The 12,494-nt window shown below is 61.8% G+C and carries 10 protein-coding genes; 5 read left to right on the top strand and 5 right to left on the bottom strand.

The window, feature by feature from the left end:
* Window positions 1-309: 309 nt before the first annotated feature.
* The 4 genes from C3Y91_RS10180 (at window position 310) to C3Y91_RS10165 (ending at window position 7,154) form a co-directional block, all read left to right on the top strand.
* Complete coding sequence (locus tag C3Y91_RS10180) at window positions 310-1,203, top strand: protein-L-isoaspartate O-methyltransferase family protein (RefSeq protein WP_024321620.1); 894 nt, start codon at window positions 310-312, stop codon at window positions 1,201-1,203.
* Window positions 1,204-2,473: 1,270 nt separating this feature from the next.
* Entirely contained in the window at window positions 2,474-2,692 is a 219-nt protein-coding gene (locus C3Y91_RS10175; protein ID WP_024321619.1) for a hypothetical protein, read from the top strand.
* 2,025 nt (window positions 2,693-4,717) lie between these two features.
* Window positions 4,718-5,797, top strand: a complete 1,080-nt coding sequence (locus C3Y91_RS10170) for a YihY/virulence factor BrkB family protein (RefSeq protein WP_024321617.1) — start codon at window positions 4,718-4,720, stop codon at window positions 5,795-5,797.
* A 73-nt stretch (window positions 5,798-5,870) separates the two neighbouring features.
* Window positions 5,871-7,154 (top strand): cystathionine gamma-synthase family protein, encoded by a 1,284-nt coding sequence (locus C3Y91_RS10165; RefSeq protein ID WP_024321616.1) that lies wholly within the window; start codon window positions 5,871-5,873, stop codon window positions 7,152-7,154.
* A 65-nt stretch (window positions 7,155-7,219) separates the two neighbouring features.
* Here C3Y91_RS10165 and C3Y91_RS10160 read toward each other — a convergent pair whose 3' ends face one another.
* Together C3Y91_RS10160 and C3Y91_RS10155 are read right to left on the bottom strand one after the other, a co-directional pair.
* Window positions 7,220-7,633, bottom strand: coding sequence for a cupin domain-containing protein (locus C3Y91_RS10160; protein ID WP_024321615.1), 414 nt, complete (start codon window positions 7,631-7,633; stop codon window positions 7,220-7,222).
* A gap of 43 nt (window positions 7,634-7,676) precedes the next feature.
* Window positions 7,677-8,441 (bottom strand): SDR family oxidoreductase, encoded by a 765-nt coding sequence (locus C3Y91_RS10155; protein WP_024321614.1) that lies wholly within the window; start codon window positions 8,439-8,441, stop codon window positions 7,677-7,679.
* 384 nt (window positions 8,442-8,825) lie between these two features.
* Between C3Y91_RS10155 and C3Y91_RS10150 the strand changes: the two genes are divergently transcribed.
* Window positions 8,826-9,284 carry a carboxymuconolactone decarboxylase family protein gene (locus C3Y91_RS10150; protein ID WP_024321613.1) on the top strand — a complete coding sequence of 153 codons (459 nt, stop codon included), beginning with the start codon at window positions 8,826-8,828 and terminating at the stop codon, window positions 9,282-9,284.
* Window positions 9,285-9,304: 20 nt separating this feature from the next.
* On the opposite strand, the gene C3Y91_RS10145 is transcribed toward C3Y91_RS10150, so the two are convergent.
* From C3Y91_RS10145 to C3Y91_RS10135, 3 genes are read right to left on the bottom strand one after another with little or no spacing between them, the layout of a single operon-like run.
* Entirely contained in the window at window positions 9,305-10,507 is a 1,203-nt protein-coding gene (locus C3Y91_RS10145) for a thiolase family protein (RefSeq protein WP_024321612.1), read from the bottom strand.
* Window positions 10,485-12,014 (bottom strand): class I adenylate-forming enzyme family protein, encoded by a 1,530-nt coding sequence (locus C3Y91_RS10140; RefSeq protein ID WP_168575278.1) that lies wholly within the window; start codon window positions 12,012-12,014, stop codon window positions 10,485-10,487. Before C3Y91_RS10140 ends, C3Y91_RS10145 begins: the two co-directional genes overlap by 23 nt.
* A gap of 29 nt (window positions 12,015-12,043) precedes the next feature.
* Window positions 12,044-12,460 carry an acyl-CoA thioesterase gene (locus C3Y91_RS10135; protein ID WP_024321610.1) on the bottom strand — a complete coding sequence of 139 codons (417 nt, stop codon included), beginning with the start codon at window positions 12,458-12,460 and terminating at the stop codon, window positions 12,044-12,046.
* Window positions 12,461-12,494 lie beyond the last annotated feature (34 nt).

The following is a 12,494-nucleotide window of genomic DNA, read 5'->3' as shown; positions in this document are numbered from 1 at the left end:
GAGTGCTTGGGCTCCAAGGGCCGGACCGGTTCAGCCGTCTGCAGCGTCGCCTGTTGTCGGGGACACCAATAGGCCGATACTGCCTCTTTGCAGGCCGCACTTTGATGCGGCGACAATGTTAAGTTTTGCAGCCTGTGGAATATTAACCTTATGAAGTAACAACGTAGTTTTCCGTAATGGAAGAGAAGTGGCATTTAATTTCCGTCATGAGATCCCATACTACACGGATCAAGCATCGGGGTATAGATGGATTTGGAGCCGCAAAGACCTAAAATGGAACAGATCAAAACCAAGTCCGGAGATTTGCCCATGCCGACTGCGATATTCACGGCCGACGAACTGGTGGTGATCCGCCGCGCTTACGCCCATCAGGTGGTGGCAACCGCCCCAACGACGAACCCGCGGATCGAAGCTGCCTTTGCCGCCGTCCCGCGCGAAAAATTCCTTGGTGCGCCGCCATGGCAGATCTCCAACCTGGGCGGCGGATATCGCCCCCTCCCCTCCTCCGACTTGGTTCTGGCCTATCAGGACGTGCTATTCGCCCTGCAGCCCGACAAGGGTGTCAACAATGGCAGTCCCTCACTGCATGCCCGACTCCTGGCGGAACTGGACGTACAGATCGGCGATCGCATCGCCCATATCGGCGCCGGCACCGGTTATTACAGCGCCATTCTTTCGGAGCTTGTCGGCGCTTCCGGTCATGTCTATGCCGTCGAGATGGATCCCGATCTGGCTGCCCTCGCTCAAGCAGCGCTTGCTGATCGGGCCAATGTCAGCGTCATTAACGCCGACGGCAGTCAATGGCCGCAGGAAGAGGTGGATGCGATCTATGTAAATTTCGCCGTCGCGCGGCCCGCGGAACCCTGGATCGAAAGGCTTCGACCCGGAGGGCGCCTCGTGCTGCCACTCGGCGTACCGCGCCAGGACCGACCGCCGAAAGGCGGCCGTCACGCATCCCATGGTGCTGCACTTCGTATCGAGCGCGGCGAGGGTGGATTTGCGGCGCGTTGGATCGGTACAGCCTATTTCGTCTGCGCCAATGGTGGATTGACAATCGACGATAGCGAGATCGAGGCGCTGACCGGCGCCTTCAGGCGCGGCGGCATCGAGTTCGTCAAAAGCGTGCTCTGGAAGACGGAGCCGCGGACAGGACGCTGCTGGTATATCGGCGACCAATGGGCGCTTTGCTATGATGACGTCTGAAACATCCGCGCCGGTTCCGCGAAAGTCGGCCACCTCGCCTCATCGAGCAATATAGCGCGCCGCGGCACCGAAGAGCTCGACGTCCTCGACACCATCCTCCTTTCGCCCGGCGCGATCAGTTCGCCGCACCTCTGGCCGCCGATGACGTCGCCACGCTCAAACATCCGGCGCAAGGCACGGGGGAAACACGCCCAGGGCGCCGACATCAGATCTAGCTATCAAAAGCTTGGTGCAGGCTCACCACCGGCGCGCCCTCGCCTGTCCGGCACCGAAAAGCCTGCCGTCGAAGTTTGCGGCCCATCATCTTTGAAGTTGGACCAAGCCCGCCGAGGATCCGGGCGGCGGCCATGCCGGCTGAGGTGGAGGCAGGATTACGCACCAACGGCTTATCGAAATCAGTGAGCCGCATGAGCCGGACAGGCCCCGCCGTCGGGTGACCTGCTGGTCGATGCGAACTTGCCGGCCCGATCCCACTCCGGCCTTCGACGCCCTCCTGGACGGCGGCGCTCAGACCGGCGGTGAAGACCTGCAAGCGATGGCCCTCGATCGGCGATGTTTTCGGCGCGTGGTTCGCGCGCTGGCCAGCGGACGAAGACGGCCGATGGCGGCTCCTCTGCTGGCGGCAGCACGGCAGCATGACAGCAGCGACGCGGATTGGCGACGCGCGCAATTGATCGCCGCCGCCGGCGTCCCAAATTGCCAACACACCTCACTTGAGGCCTGGAGTGATAAGAGTGGAGGACCAGGAGACGTTCCCTGCCTGGTGACGACAGTGGGTCGCCGAGACGACAAAAGCCCGGCGCGGGAGAGATGCGCCGGGCTTCGATAGTGACCGACAGCTTGGGAGGAGAAGTGCTGTCCGTCGGACCGAAGCGGCTAGGAGGGGAAAGCGCTTCGGTCCGTCACGAGGTAATGCCGCAATGCGGCAAATTCAAGCCTGGCGGTTGCCGCGGATGTCGCAGACGAAGGGTCAGGTACGCAGCCTTCGTTCGCACGCGACCGGGCTTGGGCCTAGGGTTGTCCGCGGACAACTTGCCGAACAGCGATTCTAGTGGAGGGAATTTTCCGGCTTCTAGCGAGCCGATCCGCCCACCACAAAGTGATTGATGAGGGCAGGGGATCGCACCCCGATGCGCCAAGAGCTAGACGTGCGAATGGAGATTGCCTCAAATGATCGATGACGATCCGCCCCGGACCTGCCCTGCCCAACCCTTCGCCCGAGGGCGTGGCCTCGCTTATCTCCACCTGACTGACGGCCGAATTGACTGAGATGCCGAAGAAGGCGATCACCAAGCTGGCCGATCTGCCGCCGATCACCAACGACGGCGACAACATCCGGCCATCCGCCCCACCGCATGCGGACGTCGTCGCCGGCCTTCAGTTATTCGCTGCCTCATTCGAGGCTTCGGCCTTTGGCCTGCAAAACTCAGGAAGGAGGACCAATCGGCACAGCTTGGACGGACGAACCGATCGATGCAGCGCAAGCTAACCGGATAATGGATTCGCCGCCGTCAGTGCCACTCTCTCCAGCTTCATCCGGAGGCGCTCGCAGGGACATCGAAGGGCGGGGCTGCCCCCCGCCCGATCAACTGAATTGAACGGGCAACGAAGTCACCTGATCTGAGATTCCCGCCGAAGCGTTGCCGCTAGCCAGGCAGCCTTGCGTCGAGCAACGGACGGCCTCGATTGCGCCTGGTCCAGGAGGCGCGAGAGCGGCGAGGATGTCGGCGTCGCGACCGTCCCGCCATCCCTTGCCGCGGATCCCATCCGATGAGCGAAGCCGCAGCGCCGACAGCCCCACAGCTTCTTCTAACGCATTTTGCTCCCCGGGGATCAGGTTTAGGCATTGCCGACCTGTCGACAGACCCGATGGGGCTCTTCGGAACCCTTGGAATCGACATCCATGCCTGTTCGGCAAGGGGAATGAAACCACTGCTCTACGATACCAGGCACGGCCATCGAGGCGGCAGCAATACCGCAAGTCCATGGCATCCATCAGCGAGCGATATCGGGGATCTTCTCCCGGCGCGCGGACTAATTGCTACGAAGGTTGGTTCATGTGCAAACGAGCTGACGGCTACCACGTTGATCATCCGGTTGTCCGCGGACAACGGCACGATCAGGGAACATTCGGCGCGCAGTTGCGGTTTACGGATTCACCTGGGAAAGGCCGCAGGGTCAGGTGCCATACGCCACTGAGGACGGCTTCTGTGGCGATAGCCGACCGACAGAACGCTGCCTCCCTGCCAGCGCATTTGGTTCTTCATGCGATCGAACTGAAGGGGTACGCGACAGGGGAGGGGCTGCTTTCGACCCTACAGGATCGGCGGCTCACAGCTTAGGCTTTCGGGGCGCGTCAGCTCGTTACGAACGAGTGGCCGCTGATATCGACCGTCCGGCAGCGCACGTGACACACCAGCGGCTGTCGTCGATTTTGCTTTCGGCAGCAGGCCGAGCGTATGTGGAACGGCAGCTTCGGGTTCGTTTTGCTCTGGGGTAGCCGACCGCGGCGCGAGGGCCGCGACGTCATGTCAGACGGGGCGGCGCCCGTGATCGATGCACACTATTTGATGACGCGCAGATCCTCGCTCTCTGGCAATGTGGAAGGCCTGTTTATCCCGGCCGGTATGCCAGGAGCCCTGCGCCTTTGAGCAGCGCGCCGGAGATGCCCAGCAATGAATGGCCGGAGCAACACCTCTAGTGATGGTCGGGGAGGGGCCGTCTATGGCAAATAACGCCAGGCTGCGAGCTGGCCGACATCAGGGGTAGCGCGCATCCTGTCGCCGTCTCCTTACCGCGCAGTTGCTTTCGCGTGGCGACCTGGTCGATCGCGACGCGCGTTCTGCCGATTGCCGAGACGCCATCAAGCAACCATTGAGGCCATCGAGATCGCGTCGGCGGGCAGGCGGCCTCGGTCTCGACGACGCTTGCTCATGAGGGATGCCGAGCGAATGCAATCGGCCCGCCAGGGGCGGACCCAGTATTTGCCCGTTGATAACGTAAACGGCTATTGCAGGCCATTGTCGCCGGCGCTATTGTTTTGTCAGGCTTGCTTGCTGCGCAGCGTGTCGCCTGCAGGTGCATTCGCTATTGGGCGTCGGAATCGGATGGCAGCAGGTGGAATTCAGATCCAAGCCGCGCTTCCGATACGAGGTACGGACCAATTCTACCGCCTCGCGGCCGCCAAACCGCCCTATCGGTAGACTTGTTGAAAACACGCTCAGCAACGCGGTAACGAAACTAAAGTCCGGATTCGCTTCCATATCAGGATGTGATCGCAGCAATATCAATAACTTATAATTATTGAAACGAGTTAGGATCCCTTGCTTTGGGAATCCTGAGCGCAGCGGCGGGGCGGCTTGACGAGCCCTCAATCGTTTCCAATCCCTGCTTCCTGACCCGACTGGGAAAGGACTGATCTCGGGGCTCGCCTCAAATGTCCGCAGGAAAGCAATGGCTTGCATCCTTTAGCGATACCCTGCGTTATCTCCGCACCAGATCGGAGAACATCCTCATGCCAGATGTACTTCACCCCAAGAAATTCCCCATTGCGGCGACAATGATGGCCGCAGCGATTGGCGCATTTGTCTTGATGCAGGCAACTGAGCGCAGGTCGGTCGCCCCGTCTGCGGATACCGGCCGCGCAGGTGACGATCATGGCCGCAGCGCCAGCGTGCCCGAGGCTATCCCTCTCAGCGGCCTTCGCGACGTGTTCTGGCGCGTCTTCCACGAGGTCCTCGCCGACCGGGTCACTTTGATTGCCGCGGGCGTGACCTTCTATCTGCTGCTGGCGCTGTTCCCAGCCATGGCGGCTTTGGTATCACTCTACGGGCTGGTTGCAGATCCGGCCACCATATCCGAACACCTTCGCGAATTGGCTGGCCTCATGCCATCGGGCGCGTTCGATCTTCTTGCCAACCAGATCGAGGAGCTCGTCGGCCGACGCGACGCTACGCTCGGCATCACCTTCTTCCTCGGCCTGGGCATCGCCCTCTGGAGCACGCATAGCGGCACGCTGGCGATCTTCGACGCAATGAACGTAGCCTATGAGGAGGAGGAGAAGCGGGGGCTTGTCCGATTGAACCTGATCGGCCTCTGCTTCACCTTTTGCGCGGTGCTTTTGACGGTGGTCATGGTGGCGCTCGTCGGGATCATGCCGGTTGTCCTCTCCTATCTCTGGCTCGATCAATTCAAGGAGCACATGGCCCTTCTCATGCGATGGCCGCTGCTTCTGCTGGTCGTCGCGGTGGCCGTTACATCAGTCTACCGCTTCGGCCCCAGCAGGGAGCCTGCCAAGCTCCGGTGGATGACGTGGGGCGCTGCTCTGACCACGGTCGCCTGGACCGCCATGTCCCTCGGCTTCTCCTACTATCTGGATCACTTCGCCAATTACAACGCGACATACGGCACGCTCGGCGCACTGATCGGCTTCCTCATCTGGATCTGGCTTTCGGTCGTCATTCTCATCATCGGAGGCGAGCTGAACGCCGAACTAGAGCATCAGACCGCGAAGGACACGACGACGGGAGCGCCGCTGCCGATGGGATCGCGCGGGGCCTATGTCGCGGACACTCTGGGCAAGACCATGAGCTGACCGCGATGATTGCTCCGCTCATATCGTTTTGATGTATTCTGCCATTTCTGCAGTCCCGACAGAGGAGACGATGATGACCGCCCCGCATCCTTCCAAAACCCATATCGGCAATCATGCCCTGCATCCCGAAACACAGATGCTGAATTACGGCTACGATCCGGAACTCTCGGAAGGGGCGGTCAAGCCGCCGGTGTTCCTCACCTCCACCTTCGTTTTCAAGACGGCCGAGGATGGCCGCGACTTCTTCGATTACGTGTCGGGCCGCCGCGAGCCGCCCGAAGGGAAGGGGGCGGGCCTCGTCTATTCACGCTTCAACCATCCAAACAGCGAGATCGTCGAAGACAGGCTCGCCGTCTACGAACGGACGGAAAGCGGCGTGCTGTTTTCATCCGGCATGGCGGCGATTGCCACCACTCTGCTCGCCTTCGTCCGGCCGGGGGATGCGATCCTGCATTCGCAGCCGCTCTACGGGGGAACCGAAACATTGCTGGCAAAGACTTTTCTGAACTTCGGCGTCGCCGCCATTGGGTTTGCCGACGGCGTCAGCGAAGGATCGGTGCAAAAGGCGGCAGAAGACGCGATGGCCAAGGGCCGCGTCTCCGTCATCCTGATCGAGACGCCTGCCAATCCGACCAACAGTCTGGTCGATGTCGCGATGATCCGACGCGTGGCCGACATGATCGGTGCAAGACAGGGCCATATGCCGATCATCGTCTGCGACAACACCCTGCTCGGACCGGTTTTTCAGCGGCCGATCGAGCACGGCGCCGATATCTCGCTCTATTCGCTGACGAAATATGTCGGTGGTCATTCGGATCTGATCGCCGGCGCCGTTCTTGGTCGCAAGGCGGTGATCAAGCAGATCAAGGCCCTGCGCGGCGCGATCGGCACCCAGCTCGATCCACATTCCTGCTGGATGCTCGGCCGTTCGCTGGAAACGCTGCAACTGCGCATGGAACGGGCAAACAGCAACGCGCGAGCCGTTGCCGACTTTCTGCGTGATCACCCGAAGGTCGAGAAGGTTCACTACCTGCCCTACCACGATCCGGAATCGCCGGCCGGCCGGACCTTCATCGCGCAATGCACCGGCGCGGGCTCCACCTTCTCTTTCGACATCCGCGGCGGCCAGCCCGCCTCGTTCAAATTCCTGAATGCGCTGCAGATCTTCAAGCTCGCGGTCAGCCTCGGCGGCACGGAATCGCTTGCGAGCCATCCGGCCACCATGACGCATTCCGGCGTGCCCGCCGATGTCCGCCAGCGCATCGGCGTTCTGGAATCGACCATCCGCCTTTCGATCGGTATCGAGCATCCGGACGATCTGATCGCCGACCTGGAACTGGCGCTGCACGCGGCCTGACGCCAATCGCAGGGCGTTATTGATATCAATGCCCGACGGCGCCGGGCATTGATGCGTTCATGACGTCATTTGTCGTCGGTCGTCAGTTCCGTCTCGTCAGTATTCAGCACGAAGACCGCAAGCAGGCGCGCCGGCTTTGTCTTGCTGGCGTTTTTGCTGACGCTGTGATGATCGCCGGGAAATTCGGGAAAGCTTTCGCCGGCCTTGTAAACCTTCTCTGGCCCGTCATTCACCTTGCTGGTGATCGCACCTTCGAGAACGGTGGCATAGATGAAGGCCGAAGCCGGGTGCGTATGGCCGGGCGAGGTACCGCCCGGCGCATATTCGACGAGCACCGCCCGCATGCTCTTGCCGGGAACATTCGGAAGCTTCTGGTCGAAAACGACGCTTACCTTCGCGTCGCCGCCTGCGGCGTGAGCCTGAGTGCCGGCGGCAAGGACAATGGCGAGCGCCGCCGCTGAGATCATTTTTCTGAGCATGTCTGGTCTCCTGCGTTGATGGGAATGGGTCGGGCGCCCGGTATCAGGCGCTCTTTTTCTGAGGCGGCTGCCGGCTCAGCCAATCGTCGAAGCGGATCTTGCCGAGCCGCGCCTTAGCGCCGGTCACGAGCGAATTATCCTCGAGCTCCACGCCGAAGTAGCGGGCGTGCGGATCCGCCATCACTTGCCGCGGATCGTTCGTCGCCTTGAAGAGACGTGTCACGATTTCGGTGAGGCGGATCTTCTCCGGCCCGCCGATCTCGATCGTGCCGTTCACAGGCTTGCCGAGCGCCACTTCGGCCATGACGTCGGCGACGTCGTCCGAGGCGATCGGCTGCACGTAGGCCGGCGACAGATGCACGGTCTGGCCGACGGTGCCCGACTGGGCGATGCCAGCCATGAATTCATGGAACTGGGTGGAGTGCACGATGGTGTAGGGTATCCCGGAGCTCTTGATCAGCTCTTCCTGGGCCATCTTGGCGCGCATGTAGCCGCTGCCCTGCAGCCGCTCCATACCGACGATCGACAGTGCGATGTGATGCTTCACGCCGGCGGCAGCCCCTGCCTTGAGCAGATTGCGGCCCGACGTCTGGAAGAATTCCAGGACGGCCCTGTCCTCGAACGAGGGCGAGTTTGCGAGATCGAGAACCACCTGTGCCCCGGCGAGCGCTTCCGCCAGGCCTTTGCCGGTGATCGTGTCCACACCCGAGTTCGGCGACGCCGCCAATGCCTCGTGCCCCTTGTTGCGTAATCTTTCCACGGTCTTTGAGCCGATGAGGCCAGTGCCGCCGATAACGACGATTTTCATGGGTAGTCTCCTTGTCCTTTACGAGGATGTCCTCTGGTGGCCTGAAGGTGAGCAGGCAACTGCTCGGCATGCCCCCGCGCCCTCGATGAGCGAAGCGACTTTCATCGGGACCGTCGCCGGTGCGACCGGTGTAAACCGATGGGCATGAGGATGCGCCGGATCGCGGCCCCAAACTATTCTTCCTCGGTCGCTGTCAGCCTATGCGAACGTAGTAGGCCAGCTGGCTCTGCGGTCGAGGCAGTCGGCCGAAATGGCGGAACATCACATCGACAGGCATTGGCCAGATGTACCGTCGGGGCAGATGGCCGACCCGGAAGGCAAAGCGTATTCACTGGCCTGCAAGCCGAGGCTTGCGTCATCAATCCTCTCACGATGGAGATAAGAATGATCAAGCGTCTGAACTTCATGGCCCATAAGAACAGCGGCATCGACGGCCTCGTGGCCGTTGAAGGCTGGATTGCCAAAAGCTTCGATCCGAAGTTGCTCGAACTCGTCAAGGTGCGCGTTTCCCAGATGAATGGATGCGCGCATTGCCTGCACATGCACCGCCAGGACGCACTGAAGCTCGGCGAAACGGATGACCGGCTGCTGCTTCTGAACGCGTGGCCGGAGTCGCAGCTCTTCACCACTCGGGAGCGGGCCGCACTCGCCTGGGCCGAGGCTCTCACTCAGATCGCGAAAAGCCATGCGCCGGATGATGTTTATGACGAGGCGCACGCCAACTTCACGGATGACGAGCTCGTGGCCCTTTCGATCGGTGTTGCGATGATCAACGCCTGGAACAGGCTGGCGATCGGCTTTCGGCTACAGCATCCGGCCGATCACAAGCGCGCCGCCGCCTGACGGTCTGCGCCTTCGGCAGATCAGGAAAGCTGGGTAGCCTCGAACATGGCGGTCAGCCCTATGCCCCCGCCGATGCCAATCATTGCCAGGCCGGCCGCGCCCGGCGCCCATCCGCTGATGTCGCGGATCAGCTGGCTGTATAGTCGGGTAACGAGGATTGCGCCGGAGGCGCCGAACGGATGGCCCAAGGCAATTGCTCCGCCGTTCCTGTTGATCGCGTCGGCCGGGATATCGAGTTGATCCAGCGATGCCAGAACCTGGGCGGCGAAGGCCTCGTTGAATTCGATAGCATCGATGTCGGACAGCGATAGCGCGGGCTGACGCTGCAGCAGCTTCCTGGTCGAGGCGACCGGGCCGATGCCAAGCAGATTGGGATCCACGCCGGCAGCGGCGCTATCGATGAAGGCAAGGCCCCTTTCGAGGCCGAGGCTTTTCGCCATGCCACGGCTCATGACGAGCACCAGGCAGGCGCCGTCGTTCAGCGGGCAGGCATTGCCCGCTGTCACCGAACCATCGGCCAGGAAGACCGGCCGGAGGTTTGCGAGTACCTGCAGGGATGTAGCCGCACGTGGGCATTCGTCCCGTTCGATCGGCCCGTGGTCGGTGGAAATGTCAACGATCTCGGGGCGAAAGGTGCCTGCCTCTGCCGCCGCTACGGCGAGCCGATGGCTGCGCAAGGCGAATTCATCCTGTCTCTGCCGCGATATGCTGAACTGACGGGCGACGTTTTCGGCGGCAATCCCCATTTCCGGGTCGCCGATCGTGTCAGGCGAAAACCGGGCGCGCCCGTAAAATCGCGGTGGCATCCCATTCGCCTTTGGTCTTTCGACGCGCCATGGTGCGGTGCTGACGCTTTCGACGCCGCCGGCCAGAAAGCACGAGCCGGCTTTCGCCTGGATCAGCCGGGCTGCCGTGATGATCGCTTCCAGGCCCGAGCCGCATTGCCGATCGATCGAGACACCCGGAACCGCCATGGGCAGACCTGCTGTGAGCGCTGTCAGCCGCGCGATATTTCCGCCGCCGCCGGCGGCATTGCCCACCAGCACATCGTCGATGCTTTCGGGCGCAATTCCCGTTTCGGACAGGATCCGATGAATGATCGGCGCAAGCAGGTCTTCCGCCGCGACAGTCGCAAGTGAGCCGAAAGCCCGGCCGATCGGCGACCGGTAGGCGGCAACCACGACCGGCTGCCAATCCTCGTCAGGCTGAAAGGCGTAGGACAAGATCGTCTCCAGAAACCACGGCCCGCTCCACTTGCCCCCTCGAGATCTTCCCGCTGCTCGTCATCGGCCAGGACCTTATATGGTAGAATTGCTTGGGGATCTTGTACCTGACGAGCGAGCTCGCGCAATGATCGGCCAGAATTTTTAGGTCCATCGTCTCTCCCGAGACGACGGCGACGATCCGTTGGCCGAAATAGGCGTCCGGCAATCCGAAGACAACAGCATCCTCTACCCCGGGGCAGGCCTTGAGCGCACTCTCGACTTCGGCGGGATAAACGTTGTTGCCGCCAGTGATCATCATGCCGCCCGCCCTGCCGATCACCCGCAGCATGCCATTGGCATTGAGTTCGCCGAGATCTCCGACCGTCGCTCCCGCTTCTGTGACCCGGAAGGCCTGACCGTCATCGCCCCAGAGATATCCATCCGCGATCAGGTCGCTGTCGACGAATATGGTTCCCGGCACATCGGTCCCGACGTCGTTTTCATCGGGATCGCGAATGGAGATTTCCACGCCGGGATAGGCTTGCCCTACCCGGTCGATCGGAAAATCGATCTCGCCGCCGACAAGGGTCGAGACCGTCATGAAGCCCAGTTCGGATGCGCCGTAATATTCCCGGATACGGGCCATCGGAAACAGGCGCCGCATGGATTCGACCCCGTTCCTGTCAAGCTTTGCGCCGGCGGTCAGAACGTCGCGCAAGGAGGTCAGTGCGGGTTCGCTTGCCCAGGCTCTTGCAATGCCGGCTATATGGGTGGGCACGGCAACCAGCCGTTCGACTTGCCAGGAGGAGAGCGTGCGTGCCACCGCGCCCGGATCCCATTTCCGGACTGAATGAAAGGTCCCCCCGGCATCAAGAGCTTCGACCAATGCATAAAGCGCCAGGCCATGCGCGAGGGCTCCTGGGCACATTGTCGACGGCGCGTCTTCGAGCTCGAAAACGACGCGTCCCCGATCGAGGCTCCGGCGCCACTGCTCCCGCGAGCGATAATAGGCCTTCGGCTCGGCGGTGGTCCCCGAGGTGAAGCCGATCAGAAAGATCTTGTCGGTATCGGCCGGCAGCTCGGCTGCACCTCCCGCCGCAGCGAGGTTGAAAGCCTCCGTTCCGGCGGGGACCACGGGAATGCCGAATCTCCGGGCAATTTCAGCGCTCGGCCCGGCATCGTCGTCGACAATCAGAACGTCAGGCGCCAGGCGCTCGATGATGCGTTCGATCCTTTCTGCCGGCATCAGCGGGTCGATGACCGCGCAGGCATTCGGGAAAGCGGTGGCCGCCGCAAAATACTCGGCAAAGCCGATATGATTGCCAAGGCTGAGGGCGGCAAGCTTCTCCACGCCGGGCAGATTGAGCATGCGGCGGTTCGAGCGGGGCAGATCTCGGAGAAACCGATAGATTGCCTTGGCGCGCAAATAGAGCTCGCCATAGCTGAGCGAGCGCCCGTCGATGACCAGCGCCGGCTTGTCCGGTGTCTCCGTTGCATGTCGAAGAAGCTGCGCATGGATCGGCATGGACACCCGCTGGTTTGAATGATCGGCAATCAGCCGGGAGACAGAGCCGCTTTGGTCGCTTCGGGGATCGGCGTCGGGCGGCTGTCGGAGAGGCCGACGCAGACCCAGACGAAATGCGCTGATGCGCAATGGGCGCCATCGCGCTGGCGAAAGAGTTCTATGGCGAAGGACAGGCTCGTGCGCCCGATTTTCTCCACGTCCACCTTCGCCTCGACGACATCGTCGAGGTCGATCGGGCTGTGAAAGGTGATCTCCGCCTTCTTCACGTGATAGGCAACGCCGGAGGAGGTGTGACGGAAATGGCTGAGAATTTGCCGTTGCCGCAGGAACTCGACGACCGCATCCTCGCAATAATCGAGATAACGGGAATTGTGGACATGACCATAGATGTCGATGTCTCGCATCGAGACCCGGAACGATGCTAAAGGCCTGTCGTCAACGCTCATTCGATCACCAATTCGACGGGGTGATCTAACCGCA

It is taken from the genome of Rhizobium ruizarguesonis, from assembly GCF_012349115.1.
Taxonomy (GTDB): domain Bacteria; phylum Pseudomonadota; class Alphaproteobacteria; order Rhizobiales; family Rhizobiaceae; genus Rhizobium; species Rhizobium ruizarguesonis.
This window is presented reverse-complemented; position numbering and strand designations above follow the sequence as displayed.

Bases quoted from the DNA above. Each gene is read 5' to 3' on its own strand.
- C3Y91_RS10155 (WP_024321614.1), bottom strand. From the start codon at position 8,441: ATGAAAATCGTCGTTATCGGCGGCACTGGCCTCATCGGCTCAAAGACC.
- C3Y91_RS10160 (WP_024321615.1), bottom strand. From the start codon at position 7,633: ATGCTCAGAAAAATGATCTCAGCGGCGGCGCTCGCCATTGTCCTTGCC.
- C3Y91_RS10180 (WP_024321620.1), top strand. From the start codon at position 310: ATGCCGACTGCGATATTCACGGCCGACGAACTGGTGGTGATCCGCCGC.
- C3Y91_RS10140 (WP_168575278.1), bottom strand. From the start codon at position 12,014: ATGCCGATCCATGCGCAGCTTCTTCGACATGCAACGGAGACACCGGAC.
- C3Y91_RS10170 (WP_024321617.1), top strand. From the start codon at position 4,718: ATGCCAGATGTACTTCACCCCAAGAAATTCCCCATTGCGGCGACAATG.
- C3Y91_RS10165 (WP_024321616.1), top strand. From the start codon at position 5,871: ATGACCGCCCCGCATCCTTCCAAAACCCATATCGGCAATCATGCCCTG.
- C3Y91_RS10135 (WP_024321610.1), bottom strand. From the start codon at position 12,460: ATGAGCGTTGACGACAGGCCTTTAGCATCGTTCCGGGTCTCGATGCGA.
- C3Y91_RS10175 (WP_024321619.1), top strand. From the start codon at position 2,474: ATGCCGAAGAAGGCGATCACCAAGCTGGCCGATCTGCCGCCGATCACC.
- C3Y91_RS10150 (WP_024321613.1), top strand. From the start codon at position 8,826: ATGATCAAGCGTCTGAACTTCATGGCCCATAAGAACAGCGGCATCGAC.